The organism is Nitrobacter sp., assembly GCF_047149785.1.
In the GTDB taxonomy this organism is placed as follows: Bacteria; Pseudomonadota; Alphaproteobacteria; order Rhizobiales; family Xanthobacteraceae; genus Nitrobacter.
The window spans coordinates 3,014,567-3,029,824 of sequence record NZ_BAAGBE010000001.1; the positions used below are offsets into that span (position 1 = coordinate 3,014,567).

General features: G+C 67.3%; 10 protein-coding genes. 7 read left to right on the forward strand and 3 right to left on the reverse strand.

The window, feature by feature from the left end; genetic code table 11:
• Window positions 1-64 precede the first annotated feature (64 nt).
• The 3 genes from ACMDCM_RS14065 (at window position 65) to ACMDCM_RS14075 (ending at window position 4,518) form a co-directional block, all read left to right on the forward strand.
• Complete coding sequence (locus tag ACMDCM_RS14065) at window positions 65-2,581, forward strand: ATP-binding protein (RefSeq protein ID WP_412774131.1); 2,517 nt, start codon at window positions 65-67, stop codon at window positions 2,579-2,581.
• Complete coding sequence (gene tsaE, locus ACMDCM_RS14070; protein WP_412774132.1) at window positions 2,578-4,101, forward strand: tRNA (adenosine(37)-N6)-threonylcarbamoyltransferase complex ATPase subunit type 1 TsaE; 1,524 nt, start codon at window positions 2,578-2,580, stop codon at window positions 4,099-4,101. The genes ACMDCM_RS14065 and tsaE overlap by 4 nt, the downstream gene beginning before the upstream one ends.
• 96 nt (window positions 4,102-4,197) lie before the next feature.
• Window positions 4,198-4,518, forward strand: a complete 321-nt coding sequence (locus ACMDCM_RS14075; protein WP_412774133.1) for a PilZ domain-containing protein — start codon at window positions 4,198-4,200, stop codon at window positions 4,516-4,518.
• A gap of 55 nt (window positions 4,519-4,573) precedes the next feature.
• On the opposite strand, the gene ACMDCM_RS14080 is transcribed toward ACMDCM_RS14075, so the two are convergent.
• Window positions 4,574-4,714 (reverse strand): hypothetical protein, encoded by a 141-nt coding sequence (locus ACMDCM_RS14080; protein ID WP_412774134.1) that lies wholly within the window; start codon window positions 4,712-4,714, stop codon window positions 4,574-4,576.
• Window positions 4,715-4,772: 58 nt separating this feature from the next.
• Between ACMDCM_RS14080 and ACMDCM_RS14085 the strand changes: the two genes are divergently transcribed.
• The 4 genes from ACMDCM_RS14085 (at window position 4,773) to trxA (ending at window position 12,625) form a co-directional block, all read left to right on the forward strand.
• Window positions 4,773-5,495, forward strand: coding sequence for a nucleotidyltransferase family protein (locus ACMDCM_RS14085; protein WP_412774135.1), 723 nt, complete (start codon window positions 4,773-4,775; stop codon window positions 5,493-5,495).
• A 70-nt stretch (window positions 5,496-5,565) separates the two neighbouring features.
• Window positions 5,566-8,721: a double-strand break repair protein AddB gene (gene addB, locus ACMDCM_RS14090; RefSeq protein WP_412774136.1), complete on the forward strand. Its 3,156-nt coding sequence runs from the start codon at window positions 5,566-5,568 to the stop codon at window positions 8,719-8,721.
• Window positions 8,715-12,206, forward strand: coding sequence for a double-strand break repair helicase AddA (gene addA, locus ACMDCM_RS14095; RefSeq protein WP_412774137.1), 3,492 nt, complete (start codon window positions 8,715-8,717; stop codon window positions 12,204-12,206). Before addB ends, addA begins: the two co-directional genes overlap by 7 nt.
• Before the next feature lie 98 nt (window positions 12,207-12,304).
• Window positions 12,305-12,625, forward strand: coding sequence for a thioredoxin (gene trxA, locus ACMDCM_RS14100; RefSeq protein ID WP_009796619.1), 321 nt, complete (start codon window positions 12,305-12,307; stop codon window positions 12,623-12,625).
• 216 nt (window positions 12,626-12,841) lie between these two features.
• Here the strand turns inward: trxA and ACMDCM_RS14105 are convergent, their stop codons facing one another.
• Both ACMDCM_RS14105 and accD read right to left on the reverse strand, forming a co-directional pair.
• A complete protein-coding gene (locus tag ACMDCM_RS14105; protein ID WP_412774138.1) occupies window positions 12,842-14,170 on the reverse strand; it encodes a bifunctional folylpolyglutamate synthase/dihydrofolate synthase in 1,329 nt (442 codons plus the stop codon).
• On the reverse strand, window positions 14,167-15,117 hold the full coding sequence (gene accD, locus ACMDCM_RS14110) for an acetyl-CoA carboxylase, carboxyltransferase subunit beta (protein ID WP_412774139.1): 951 nt from the start codon (window positions 15,115-15,117) through the stop codon (window positions 14,167-14,169). Before accD ends, ACMDCM_RS14105 begins: the two co-directional genes overlap by 4 nt.
• Between the last annotated feature and the right edge of the window lie 141 nt (window positions 15,118-15,258).

Consider the following 15,258-nt stretch of genomic DNA (forward strand, 5'->3'; position numbering starts at 1 on the left):
GGTTGGTCGATTCGCGAACGGCGAGCGATCGCCGGTCGTGTCGTCGTGCGGTTTTGGGGCAAACATGTCGGACGTAGTCGCGGTGATGCGTCGGACCTTGCTGTCATGCACCTCGCTGGTGCAGGGCGGACTCGCGGGCGCCGGAATGGCCGGCGTCGTCGACATCTCGCCCGCATGGGCCGCGAAACCGGACCTGTCCGAGCGGCTAAGCCAGACCTTCATGAATCTCAGCCGGCAGGATCTGACGGCACTGGCGATGGCGCTGGGCGTGCTCGGCTTCTCGGTGGTCGCCGCCATCCTGCTGATGCGCACGCGCGTTCGCGCCGCCGCCAACGAACAGCGGCTGCGCGCCGAAATCCGCGAGCTTCAGTCGGAAGCCGACCGCTTTCGCGCGCTGCTGTTCGCAGAACCGCAAGTTTTGATTTCCTGGGGCGCGGGCGAGGACCGCCCTCAAATCAGCGGCGACACCGCGCTGCTGTTGCCACAAGATGCAAAACAGCCTTTGCGGATCGTTGCGTTCGGAACCTGGCTGCCGCCGGAGCCGGCATTGCAGATGGATCATGCAGTCGACGCGCTGCGCAGCGCGGGCGAAGGTTTCCTGCTCAACCTGGTCACCTCGGCCGGGCGGACGGTGGAAGCCATGGGCCGCGCCATCGGCGGCCAGGCCATCGTGCGGATCCGCGATCTCGGCGGATTGCGGCGCGATCTCGCCGAGATGACGCTGCGCCACGACAACCTGCTGGAAGAAACCGGAATGCTGCGGGCTTTCGCCGCCGCGGCGCCATGGCCGCTCTGGGCCCGCGGCGAGGACGGCAAGCTCAATTTCGCCAACGCCGCCTACGCGCGCGCCACCGAGGCCGCCGACGCCGCGGATGCGATCGAGCGCAATCTCGAACTGCTCGACAGCGACGATCGCATCGCGATGGCGCGGGCGCTGAACGAGCATGCGACCTTTACCGGGCGACTGCCGATCGTGATCGGCGGCGAGCGGCGGATGTATGACGTTCACGCGCTTCGCGCCGCCGGCGGAAGCGCCGGCATCGCGCTCGACGCCGGCGAAGCGGTCACGCTGCGCGAGATGCTGGCGCGGATGGCGGACGCGCATCGCCGCACCCTCGACCAGTTGTCCTCCGGCGTCGCCGTGTTCGACGGCCGGCGGCGGCTGGCGTTCTACAACGATTCCTATCGCCGGCTTTGGGACCTCGACCGCGCCTTTCTCGACGGCAACCCGGATGATTCCAGCGTGCTCGATCGCCTGCGCGCCGCGCGTAAACTGCCGGAGCAGCCGGACTTCCGCGCCTGGAAGGCCCGCCTGCACGAAGCCTATCGCGCCAATGAGGCCGCCAAGGATGTCTGGTATCTTCCGGACGGGCGCGCGCTCTCCATTGTCACCACGCCGAATCCCGAAGGCGGCGTGACCTATCTGTTCGACGACGTCACCGAAAGCCTCGATCTGGCGCGACGTTACGATCGGCTCATCACCGTGCAGCGCGAAACCCTGGACAGCCTGACCGAAGCGGTTGCGGTGTTCGGCAGCAACGGACGCGCGCAGCTTTTCAATCCGGCCTTCGCCCGGATGTGGAAGCTCTCGCCCGAGGCGCTCTCGCAGCAGCCGCATATCGATACCGTCGAGGCCTGGTGCAAGCCGCTATTCGACGACGACGGTGCATGGCAGACAATCCGTAATGCCGTCACCGGAATCGACAATCGCGTCGCGGTGCCGCTCAAGCTCGAGCGCAGGGACGGCAGCGTGCTGGACTGCATGACCATGCCGCTGCCCGACGGCGCCACCATGCTGACGTTCCACGACATCACCGACAGCGAGAACGTGGAACGCGCGCTGCGCGAGCGCAACGACGCGCTCGAGACCGCCGACCAGATGAAGGTCGATTTCGTCCATCACGTCTCGTACGAGCTGCGTTCGCCGCTGACCACCATCATCGGCTTCGCACACCTGATGAACGATCCCGGCACCGGGCCGCTTACCGACAAGCAGGCCGAATACGTCAACTACATCACCTCGTCGACCGATGCGCTGCTCGCGCTGACCAACAACATCCTCGATCTCGCGACCATCGACGCCGGCGCCATGACGCTCGAACTCGGGCCGGTCGACGTGCGCACGACCATCGCGGCGGCGGCGGAGGGCATTCAGGATCGCCTGACCCGCGACCGCATCGTCCTGAACGTCGATGTCGATCCGGACATCGGCAACTTCATCGGCGACGAGCGCCGCATCGTTCAGGTCCTCTACAACCTGCTCGCCAACGCCGCCAACTTCTCGCCGCCGGACACCGTGATCACGGTGAGCGCCCGGCGCACCGAGCACAGCGTGCGATTTGCCGTGATGGACGAAGGTCCCGGCATTCCGCCCGAGGTCAAGGACAAGGCGTTCGACTGGTTCGAGAGCCACGCCAACGGCTCGCGGCATCGCGGCGCGGGCCTCGGCCTGTCGCTGGTGCGCTCCTTCGTGGAACTCCATGGCGGGCGCGTGCATTTCGATTCCACCGTCAAGCACGGCACCCGGGTCGTTTGCGATTTTCCGCTTGACCAGACCGCGCATCGCAACGCCGCTGAATGAGCGAACCCTCGACATTCGCAACCGCACTCGCCAACGAGACCGAGACCGCGCATCTGATGGCCGACCTCGCGCTGCTGGTCGGCCCCGGCGACGTCGTCACGCTGTCGGGCGACCTCGGCGCGGGCAAGACCGCCGCCGCCCGCGCCATGATCCGCTACCTTGCCGGCGACGACGCGATGGAGGTGCCGAGCCCGACGTTCACGCTGGCGCAACATTACGATCTGCCGCCCTACCCGCTGCTCCACGCCGACCTCTATCGCATCAGCGGCCCGGGCGAGCTTGAGGAGATCGGCCTCGCGCCGCTGCCCGAAGCAACGGTGGCGCTGATCGAATGGCCGGAGCGCGCGGCCAGCGCCCTGCCCGCTGATCGCATCGACATCGCCTTCAGTCATCGTCCGGCGCTCGGCTCGACGGCGCGCGCCGCCGAGATCACCGGTTACGGCAAGGCCGCCACGCAGGTCGCGCGGCTGGCGGCGCTGCGGCAATTTATCAAGGACGCCGGATATGGCGATGCGAAGCGGCAGCGCATGGCGGGCGACGCCTCGACGCGCTCCTACGCCCGGCTGATCCGCGGCGACACGAGCGTCATCCTGATGAACGCGCCGAAGCGGCCGGACGGGTCCGCGATCCACGACGGCAAGTCCTACAGCGCGGCCGTGCACCTGGCCGAAGACGTCAAACCCTTCGTCGCCATCGCGCGCGGCCTGCGCGACCAGGGCTTTTCCGCGCCCGCGATCCATCATGCCGATCTGGAATGGGGATTCCTCATCACCGAGGATTTCGGCGGCGCGGGCTTCGTCGAAGGCACGCCGCCTGCGCCGATCGCCGAGCGTTATCAGGCCGCCACCGACCTGCTGGCGGCGCTGCATGGCCAGACCTTGCCCGAAATCCTTTCGGTCGCGCCGCATATCCCCTACGCCATTCCGATATTCGACATCGAGGCGTTGCTGATCGAAGTCAGCCTGATGCTGGACTGGTATCTGCCGGATCGCGGCGTCGAGCCGGGCGACGATCTGCGCGCGGAATTCATGACGCTGTGGCGCGCGTTGCTGACGGAGCCGGCCGCGGCACCGAAGACATGGGTGCTGCGAGACTTCCATTCGCCGAACCTGATCTGGCTGGCGCAGCGTCGCGACATCAAACAAGTCGGCGTCATCGACTTTCAGGACACCGTGCGCGGCCCCGCCGCCTACGATCTCGTTTCGCTTTTGCAGGACGCGCGGGTGGACGTGCCGGAACCGCTCGAACTCGCGCTGCTGGCCCGTTACGTGAAGGCGCGGCTCGACTCCACGGCATCGTTCGATCCCGCAGCCTTCGCCAGGCAGTACGCCGTGATGTCGGCGCAGCGCAACACCCGGCTGCTCGGCACGTTCGCGCGGCTCAACCGGCGCGACGGCAAACCGCATTATCTGCGCCACCAGCCCCGGATCTGGACCTATCTCACCCGCTCGCTCGCCCACCCCGCATTGTCGGCGGCCCGGGCCTGGTATCGGGCCCACGTTCCGCCCCCGGCGGCTTGACACCATTATTTGCTTTACGGCTTGTTAGCGGTCATGCCCTAACCTCTGCGACTCTAGGCCGCACGGCGGTGCGGTCCTCGACGACGGGAGCGGGCCATGGGTGCTGAACGGCGCAAGGGCGAACGCGTCACCTTCGAGCGCGGGTACAGCGCGCACATGATGGGCATCGACGGCACCTGGCGCCGTGACTGCACCATGGAGGATGTATCCGAACATGGCGCCAAGCTCACCGTCGAAGGTTCCATCGAAGGTCTCCATCTGAAGGAATTTTTCCTGCTGCTGTCATCCACGGGCCTTGCCTATCGCCGCTGCGAACTGGCCTGGGTCAACGGCGATCAGATCGGCGTCAATTTTCTGAACCCGAGCGACAAGAGAAAAAGGACCGCCCGGCGAAACGGCGCCCCCGCGGACGCCTGATCCGCGCAACGAAGGCCGCACCGCATCCGCGCGTCACGTCTTCGCCACGAAGGCGTCATGCCGGGCGGCTATCGCCTGAGCGATCGATGCGATTCGCCCCTGTCATGATATTGTTCAGTGAATCGACCAGAGCTATTCCGGCTTTGATGGAATCAAAGCCGGGCTCCAGCTTTTTGTTTTGACGCGTTTTGTTCATGCGAACCGGTATCCGCTTCGCTTGAAAACACCAGGAAGCGCCGGAGGCCTCGCCGAGAATGCCCGTCACCCCGACCAAAGCCATGGTGCTCGCCGCAGGCCTCGGCTTGCGCATGCGGCCGCTGACGGAACGGATGCCCAAGCCCATGGTGCCGGTGGCCGGCAAGCCGCTGCTCGATCATGTGCTGGACAGGCTGGCGGAGGCCGGCGTCGGCGAAGCGGTCGTCAACGTCCGCTATTTGCCGGACCAGATCATCGATCACGTCGCGCATCGCAGCCGTCCGCGGATCATCATCTCCGACGAGCGCGACGAGGTGCTGGGCACCGGCGGCGCCGTGGCCAAGGCCCTGCCGCTGCTCGGCGATGCGCCGTTCTTTCATCTCAACGCAGACACCATGTGGATCGACGGCGCGCGTCCCAACCTGACGCGGATGGCCGAGACCTTCGATCCCGCGCGCATGGATATCCTGCTGCTGATGGCGCCGACCGCCGGCAGCATCGGCTATGCCGGGAGCGGCGACTACGCCATGCTTCCCGACGGCGCATTGCAAAAGCGAAATGAAAACCAGGTCGTTCCGTTCGTCTATGCCGGCGTCGCCATCATGTCGCCCGCGCTGTTCGCCGACGCGCCCGTCAGCGAATTCTCGCTGACGACCATGTTCGATCGCGCCAGCGAGCGCGAACGCCTGTTCGGGCTGCGGCTCGACGGCGTCTGGATGCATGTCGGAACGCCCGACGCCATCGAGGCCGCCGAGAAAGCGGTGCTGGTCAGCGCCGCCTGAGCACGGTGTCGCGGGTCGTCGCCCGCCCCCGCACGTGCCATGATGGCCTGATCCCGAATCAAGGTCCTTCATGCGCGTCCGCAACGTCCCCCCGTCAGCGCCGTTTCTGCGCACCGTCATCACCGCGCTGGTCGATGGCGCGCTGATCGAGGGATTCCGTCCGCGCGCGCAGCCTGAACGGCTCGCCGAGGCCACGCTCTATCTGCCGACCCGTCGCGCCGGCCGCATGGCGCACGACATCTTTCTCGATGTGCTGAATGTCGATGCCGTGATCCTGCCGCGCATCGTCGCGCTCGGCGACATCGACGAGGACGAACTGGCCTTCGCGCAGGCCGCCTCCTCTTCGGCGGAGACGCTCGACCTGCCGCCCGCGCTTGACGGACTGTCGCGCCGGCTGGCGCTGGCGCAGCTCATCGACGCATGGGCGCGGCAACTGAGGCCCGGCGATCCGGCGCAGACGCCGCTGGTTCTCGGCGGTCCGGCCTCGACGCTGGCGCTCGCCGACGACCTCGCGCGGCTGATGGACGACATGGCGACGCGCGGCGTGGACTGGTGCGCGCTCGACGCCCTGGTGCCCGACGCGCTCGACAGATACTGGCAGCTCACGCTCGATTTCCTGAAGATCGCGCGCGAGTACTGGCCGGCGCACCTAAAGGAAACGGGGCGGATCGAACCGGCGGCGCGGCGCGACCGCCTGATCGAGGCTGAAGCCGCGCGGCTCGCCGCGCATGGCGCGGGGCCGGTGATCGCGGCGGGGTCCACCGGCTCGATGCCTTCGACCGCGCGGCTGCTGCATGTCATCGCCGGACTGCCGCAAGGCGCGGTGGTGCTGCCGGGGCTCGACACCGATCTTGACGAAGATGCGTGGCAACTGATCGGTGGCATCAGGGACAAGACCAGCGGCGACTTCACCACGCCGCCCGCCGCCGGTCATCCGCAGTTCGCGCTGCACGCCCTGCTCAAGCGGTTCGGCATCGCGCGCAGCGAGGTCGAAACGCTCGGCGCGTCTGCGCCCTACGGACGCGAACTGCTGGCCTCAGAGGCGATGCGCCCCTCGGACGCCACGGCGAGGTGGCACGCGCGACTTGCCGAGCCCGGGGTCGCGGAGAAGATCGCAGCCGGCATGACCGGCCTCGCCGTGATCGCCGCCGCCAATCCCGAAATGGAGGCGCTCGGCATCGCCGTTGCGATGCGCGAGGCGCACGACCAGAACAAGACGGCGGCGCTGGTGACGCCCGACCGCGCGCTGGCGCGGCGCGTGATGGCGGCGCTCGGGCGCTGGAATCTCGACTTCGACGATTCCGGCGGTGACGCGCTGATGGACACGCCCGCGGGAATTTTCGCGCGACTCGCCGCGAAGGCGGCCTGCAACGACCTTGAGCCGCCGACTCTGTTGGCGTTACTAAAGCATCCGCTGTGCCGGCTCGGCCGTGCGGCTGGCGGCTGGATGCGCGCGGTCGCAACGCTGGAACTGGCGATCCTGCGCGGCACGAGACCGCCGCCGGGCTGCAGGGGACTGGCGGACGAGTTCGCGCGCTTCTGCGGCGAACTGGACAAGCTCGGTTGCGGCGAGAATTCGTCGCTCCATCGCAGCGAGCGCCGCGCCGCGCTGAAACCGCATCAGCTCGACGATATCAGGGCGTTGATCGCGGCCTTGCAGGCCGCGCTGGCGCCACTCGAAGGCGATGGCGCAACGCAGTCGGCGGACTTCACCGTGCTCGCCGCGCAGCATCGCGACGCGATCGAGGCGTTGTCGCGCGACGAGCAAGGCATCGCCGCCGCGTTCGAGGGGCAGCATGGCGCGGCACTCGCCGCCGCGTTCGACGATCTCGGTCGGGGGGGAGAACGCAGCGGCCTGACGGTTAGGATCGCGGACTATCCGGAAGCGTTCGAGACCGCATTCGGCGACCGCATCGTGCGACGACCCCAGGCCACGACGTCGAGCCTGCGGATCTTCGGTCCTCTCGAAGCGCGTCTCACCCACTGCGACCGCGTCATTCTCGGCGGTCTCATCGAGGGCGTCTGGCCGCCGGCGCCGCCAAGCGATCCCTGGCTCAGCCGCCCGATGCGGCACGAGCTTGGGCTCGACCTTCCCGAGCGGCGCATCGGCCTGTCCGCGCACGATTTCGCGCAACTGCTCGGCGCACAGGACGTCATCCTCAGCCACGCCGCCAAGGCCGGCGGCGCGCCGGCAGTGGCCTCGCGCTTCCTGCATCGTCTCGAAGCCGTCGCGGGCAGCGAGCGCTGGGCCACCGCGCTGCAAGCCGGCGCGCGCTATATTCAATACGCCGAGGCGCTCGACCGTCCCAACGAGGTCAGGCCCATCGTCCAGCCCGCGCCGAAGCCGCCGCGCGCGGCGCGGCCGACGCGGCTGTCGGTGACCGCGATCGAGGACTGGCTGCGCGATCCCTACACCATCTACGCCAGACACATTTTGAAACTCACGCCGCTCGATCCCGTCGACATGCCGCTGTCGGCAGCCGATCGCGGTTCGGCCATTCATGACGCGCTCGGCGATTTCACCAAAGCCTATCCGGTGGCCTTGCCGGACAATCCCGCAGAGGTACTTCGCGCCATCGGCGAGACCCGCTTCGCGCCGCTGATGCAACGGCCCGAGGCGCGCGCGCTGTGGTGGCCGCGCTTCCAGCGCATCGCGGCATGGTTCGCGGATTGGGAAGCGTCGCGACGGGCGCAACTCGTGACGATCGACGCCGAGATCAGCGGGGCAATCGAGATCCCGATCGACGGCGATCGCAATTTTATCCTGTCGGCGCGCGCCGACCGCATCGAGCATCTCGGCGACGGAAGCTTCGCCATCCTCGACTACAAGACCGGCAGCCCGCCGAGCAGCAAGCAGGTGCGGCTCGGGCTATCGCCGCAGCTTACGCTGGAATCCGCGATCCTGCGCGGCGGCGGCTTTGCGGGCATCCCCACAGAAGCGTCCGTGAACGAACTCGTCTATGTTCGCCTCAGCGGCAACAATCCGCCCGGCGAACCCAAGCCGGTCGATCTCGACAGGAGCAAAACCGACAGGCAGTCGCCGGATCAGGCCGCCGATCGCGCCCTTGAGAAACTTACCGCGCTGATCCGCGCCTTCGACAATGAGGCGCAGGGCTATACCTCGCTCGACCTGCCGATGTGGAAGACGCGCTACGGCACTTACGACGATCTGGCGCGGATCAAGGAATGGTCGGCGGCTGGCGGGCTGGGACTGGAGGAATGGTGAAGGCGTCCCGCCCCGTTCATCCCGACGCCAGCGCGCGCCAGCAGCGCGCGTCCGATCCGGCGACCTCGGTGTTCGTGTCCGCCAATGCCGGATCGGGCAAGACTCACGTTCTGGTTCAGCGCGTGATCCGCCTTCTGCTCAATGGCGTCGATCCGGCGCGCATCCTCTGCATCACCTTCACCAAGGCCGCCGCCGCCAACATGTCGGAGCGGGTGTTCGCAACGCTCGGGCAATGGGTCGCGCTCGACGATGACGCATTGAACGCGGCGCTGCGCGACGTCGGCATCGCGCAGCCCGATGTGAAATGGCGCGAACGGGCGCGCAAACTGTTCGCCTCCGCGCTGGAAACGCCGGGCGGGTTGAAGGTGCAGACCATCCACGCGCTGTGCACGCGGCTGTTGCAGCAGTTTCCGTTCGAGGCGCGGGTGCCCGCGCGCTTCACCGTGCTCGACGAGCGCGACCAGACCGGGATGATGGAGCGCGCCAGCCTCGAGGTCATACTCGAAGCCTCGCAGAATCCGGACAGCGCCGGCGGCCGCGCGCTGCAATACGCCATGGGCGCGGCGGCCGACACCACGCTACGGGACGTCCTCAATCAGGCATGCCTCAGCCGCGACCACGTCATGGCCTGGACCGAGAATCGCGGCATCGAACAGACGATCCGCGATGTCGCCGCCGCACTCGGCGTCGATCCCGCCGGGCGGGTCGAGGATGTCGAACGCGAGATCGTCGATGGGCCGAACCTGCCGCGATCGGAATGGCGGACGCTCGCCGCGTTTCTGGAAGCGGGCAACAAATCCGACATTGAGCAAGCCAAACGCCTTCGCGAAGCGCATGCCATGGTCGGTGAAGCCGCGCAAACAGATCGCTATCTCGATGTCTTCCTGACCGGGGACGGCAACCCGCGCAAATCCTTCGTCACAAGGAAGATCAGCGATGTCAGGCCAGACATCGCCGAGATGCTCGCCGATGAATGCCTGCGTGTGATCGCGCTGCTCGAACGCCGCCGCGCGCTCACCATCCGCGACCGCACGCAATCGTTGCTCGTCATCGCCACCGCGATCGCCGCGAACTACCAGCGCGAGAACCAGGGCCGCGGCCTGCTGGATTATGACGACCTGATCGACAAGACGCTGGATATGCTGAACCAGACCTCGCCGGGCTGGGTGCATTACAAGCTCGACCGCGGCGTCGACCATGTTCTGATCGACGAGGCGCAGGACACGAGCCCGAAGCAATGGGACATCGTCGAGCGCATCATCGCGGACTTCACGACCGGCGAAGGCGCGCGCGCGGGCGTGCGGCGGACGGTGTTCGCGGTCGGCGACGAGAAGCAATCGATCTTCTCGTTCCAGGGCGCGGCGCCGCGCGAGTTCGACGAACGGCGAAGCAAGCTGGAACGGAAATTCACCGACGCGGAGCTTCCGTTTCGCAAGGAGGATTTCATTTATTCGTTCCGCTCCGGCAAAACGATTCTGGAATCCGTCGACTACGTGTTCCGCGACGAGGCGATCTACGGCAGCATCCATGCGGTCGGCGCACATCCCGTGCATGAATCGCTTGCCGACGCCGCGCCCGGCATCGTCGACCTCTGGAGTCTGGAGGAGCGCGACAAGCGGGAGGAGATCGAGGGCTGGCGCGCACCGTTCGACGCGGTGTCGGCGACCAGTCCGGAAGTCAAGCTGGCGCGACGCATCCAGCGCGAGATCAAGGCGCTGATAACGCGCGGCACCATGACAGGACATGAAGGCGCGCGCCGTCCGCTCAGATACGGCGACGTGATGGTGCTGGTGCGGCGGCGCGGCAACGCTTTTGATGCGATCATTCAGGCGCTGAAGCAGACCGGCATTCCGGTCGCCGGCGCCGACCGCCTCAAGCTGACCGAGCACATCGCGATCATCGACCTGATGAACCTTGCGGATGCGCTGCTGCTGCCGCAGGACGATCTGGCGCTGGCGGTGGCGCTGAAGAGCCCACTGTTCGGCCTCGACGACGACGACCTGTTCACGCTGGCCTGGCAGCGCGAGGGATCACTGCGCGACGCGCTCGCCGAGCACGCCGGGACGGGCGACAAGTTCCGCGACGCGTTCGATCGCCTGAAACTGTGCGAAGGCCGCGCCGCGCGCGAGACGCCGTTCGCGTTCCATGCGTGGCTGCTGGGCGAAGACGGCGGGCGGCGGCGAATCCTGCGGCGGCTGGGCCATGAAGCGAATGACGCGCTCGACGAATTCCTCGAACTGGCGCTGACCTATGAGCGCAAGGCTCCCGCGTCGCTGCAGGGATTCATGGCGTGGCTGCGCGCCGCCGACACCGAGGTGAAGCGCGACATGGAAATCTCGCGCGACGAGGTGCGGGTGATGACGGTGCATGGCGCCAAGGGGCTGGAGGCTTCGGTGGTGTTCCTCGCCGATACCGTGACCTCGCCGGCCGACACCGAGCGCCTCAGCCTGATCCGCATGGCGCGGGGCAACGCGCCCACCGATGCGGCGGGCGTCACGGTCTGGGCCGGCCGGAAGGCCGAGGATCCGCCTTGCGTGGCGCAAGCCCGCGCCGCCATGATCGCGGAAACCGAGCACGAATATCGCCGCCTGCTTTACGTCGCGATGACGCGCGCGGCCGACCGCCTGATCGTCGGCGGCTGCATGCCCGGCAACCGCAAGGAGGTCCGGGACTTGTCCTGGTACGACCTGATCGGCAAGGGCCTGGAAAAGTCCGGCCTCGCGATGCAGGAGATCGAGACCGTCGCCGGCACGGTCAGGCGCTACAGCCGGCCGGGGGAGGACGCATCGGCCGCCGCCGGTCCGGTGGCGGAGACCATCGCAGCGCAGGTCGCCCTGCCGCCGTGGCTGCTTGCGAGGGCTGCGCCGGCAGCGCCCGCGAACCGGCCGTTGCGCCCCTCGGAGGCGGACGACACGGCGCATCGACGCATCCGGCCCGGCGAAACCACCGGCCAGCGCAACCGCGCGCTGTTGCGCGGCACGCTGGTGCATCGCCTGCTGCAATCGCTGCCCGACATGGCGGCCGACCGCCGCCGCGACATCGCGCTGGCCCATCTCGCCCGCAATGCCAGCGGCTGGAGCGAGGCCGAGCGCGACGCGCTGGCGGCGCAGGTGCTGTCCCTGATCGCTGATGCGCGGTTCGCACCGGTCTTCGCGGACGGCAGCCGGGCCGAGGTGGCGATCGCCGGGCGGCTGACGACGCCGCGCGGCGATCCCGTGCCGGTCTCCGGCCAGATCGACCGCCTCGTGGTCACGCCGGAGGCGGTTCTGATCGTCGACTACAAGACCGGCCACGCGCCGCCCGCAAGCGCCGCCCAAGCGCCGCCGGCCTATGTTCGCCAGCTTGCGCTCTACCGCGCGTTGCTGGCCCGGCTGTATCCGCGATTGCCCGTCAGGGCCGCGCTGCTCTGGACCGAGACTCCTGAGTTGATGGAGATTTCGGCCGCGATGCTTGAGGCCGAGCTGAAAGCCCTCATCTCGGCGTGAGAAACCTTGACCCGGCAGGATCGCCTTCTTAACTTGGCACATAGTTCCAAGCGCGTTCTTTCACGGCGCGCTATCTCATCGAGGCAACGAGGTATTCCATGGCTGTTGGCAAGGTTTCGGACGCCAATTTCGAAGCGGAAGTGCTCAAGGCGACTGGCCCGGTCGTGGTCGATTTCTGGGCCGAGTGGTGCGGCCCCTGCCGCATGATCGGTCCGGTGCTGGACGAGATTTCCAGCGCCATGGGCAGCAAGGTCAAGATCGTCAAGCTCAACGTCGACGAAAGCCCGCGGACGGCCTCCAAATACGGCGTGATGTCGATCCCGACGCTGATGATCTTCAAGGGCGGCGAGCTGGCCTCGCGTCAGGTCGGCGCGGCGCCGAAGCAGAAACTGGAGCAGTGGATCACCGCCACGGTCTGATTCGTCCGCTTCCGATTTTTTGAAATTTTGCGAACGGCCGGTTCACCACCGGCCGTTTTTGTTTGGATGTGCCTCTTACCTCTCCCGCTTGCTGGGGAGGTCGAACGCGAAGCGTTCGGGTGGGGGCATCTTCACTGAAATTGCCCCCACCCTCCCCCGCAAGCGGGAGAGGGGGCTCGCAACGCATCACCGATACGTTTGCATTAAAATAATAATTTAGCTCGGCAACGTGCCGTTTTCCGCCAGCACGTGGCCGGCGAGATAGAGCGATCCCGCGATCAGGATGCGCGGCGGGATTTCATAGGCGAGCCGCGCCACCGACTGCAGCGCCGCGCTGACGCTCACCGCGGTTTCGGCGCGCATGTCGAACGCGCGCGCCGCATCCGCCAGCACGTCCGGCGGCATCGCATTGTCCGTATCCGGAATCGGCACGGCGATGACGTGGCGGGTCAGTCCTGCGAAGTTGGCGAGGAAGCCTTTCGCATCCTTGTTGCCCATCATGCCCGTTATCACCACCAGCGGCCGCGACACCCGCTCCTCCAGATCACCGAGCGCAGCCGCCGCCACCCGTCCGCCGTCGATATTATGCCCGCCGTCGAGCCAGAGCTCGGCGTCGCGCGGCGCTCGATCCACCAGCCTGCCTGACGTCAGCCGCTGCATCCGCGCCGGCCATTCCGCACTCGTGACGCCGCGCTCGACCGCCGCCGCGTCGATGTCAAACCGGTCCTGCGCCCGCAGTGTCGCGACCGCGAGGCCGGCGTTGTCGAACTGATGGCGGCCGAACAGCCGCGGCGCGGCAAGGTCGAGCAGGCCGCGCTCGTCCTGATAGACCAGCCGTCCATGCTCCATGCCGACGTGCCAATCCTGGCCGGCGGCGTGCAGCGGGCTGCGCACCTGCTTCGCCCGCTGCTCGATCACGGCCTGAGCCTCCGGCAACTGCGCAGCAGAGATCACCGGCACGCCGCGCTTGATGATGCCGGCCTTCTCGCCGGCGATCTGCATCAGCGTGCCGCCGAGGAATTCGACGTGGTCGATGCCGATCGGCGTGATGACGCTGACAAGCGGGGTTTCCACCACGTTGGTGCTGTCGAGCCGGCCGCCGAGGCCGACTTCCAATAGCAACACGTCGGCGGGCGTTTTCGCGAACAGCAGGAAGGCGGCCGCGGTCTTGATCTCGAACTGGGTGAGGGGCTCGCCACCGTTGGCGCGCTCGCAGTCGAGCAGCGCGTCCCGCAGGTCGTCGTCGCCGACCAGCGTTCCGGCCAGCCGCACGCATTCGTTGATCCGCACCAGATAGGGCGAGGTAAAGACGTGCACCCGCAAGCCGGCGGCCTCAAGGATCGCGCGCAGATAGGCGACCGTCGAGCCCTTGCCGTTGGTGCCGGCGACATGAATGACGGGCGGCAGCTTGCGTTCGGGGTGATCGAGCCGTTCGAGGATGCGCCACATCCGGCCGAGCGTGAGATCGATCTTTTTCGGATGCAGCTTCGAAATCCGCGCGACGACCTCGCCGAGCGGCGCTTGACGGGGCGGAACAGCGCTCACGCGGGAGGCGCGGGCGGCGGCGCCGCCTCCGCGGCTTGTACCGCCTCGGCAACCGCCTCGTCCGGAGTCGGGGTCGGCGGTTCTGCCGTGGCATCGAACGCCGGCGCCTTGGTCAGCAGCCGGCACAGCCGCGCCAGCGTCGGCCGCAACTCATGGCGATGCACCACCATGTCGACCATGCCATGGTCGCGCAGATATTCGGCGCGCTGGAAACCGTCCGGCAATTTCTCGCGGATGGTCTGCTCGATGACGCGCGCGCCGGCGAAACCGATCAGCGCGCCGGGCTCGGCGATGTGGACGTCGCCGAGCATCGCGTAGGACGCGGTGACGCCGCCGGTGGTCGGATTGGTCAGCACCACGATGTAGGGCTGGCCGGCCTCGCGCAGCATCTGCACGGCAACCGTGGTGCGCGGCAGTTGCATCAGCGACAGCACGCCTTCCTGCATCCGTGCGCCGCCGGAGGCCGCGAACACGATGAAGGGACATTGCTTCTCGACCGCGAGTTCGATGCCGCGCACGATCGCCTCGCCCGCCGCCATTCCGAGCGATCCGCCCATGAAATCGAAATCCTGCACCGCGACCACGACGCCGGCGTTTTCCAGCTTGCCGTATCCCACCTTCACGGAATCATGGAGCCCGGTCTTGGCGCGGGCATCCCTGATGCGATCGACATACTTGCGCTCGTCGCGGAACTTGAGCGGGTCGGCGGTCACCTCGGGCAAGGCGACGTCGTACCACGTCTCGTTGTCGAAGATCGACCGCAGCCGCGCGTCCGCGCTCATGCGCATATGATAGTTCGAGCCGGGAATGACGAACTGGTTGCTCTCGACGTCCTTGTAGAACACGAGCTGACCGGTGTCCGGACATTTGATCCAGAGATTCTCCGGCGTCTCCCGCTTGAGGATGTTGCGGATCTTGGGGCGGACGACGTTCGTCAACCAGTTCATGCTTCACTCCGTAACGCACACCGCTCCTTTACCCGCCTCACCGGATAAATGCGGTTCGGCACCCTCTCCCACAAGGGGAAAGGGAAAGTAAAGACTATTCCGCGGCCTGCCTGAATCATGATGGGAGCGGATGCAGGCGGA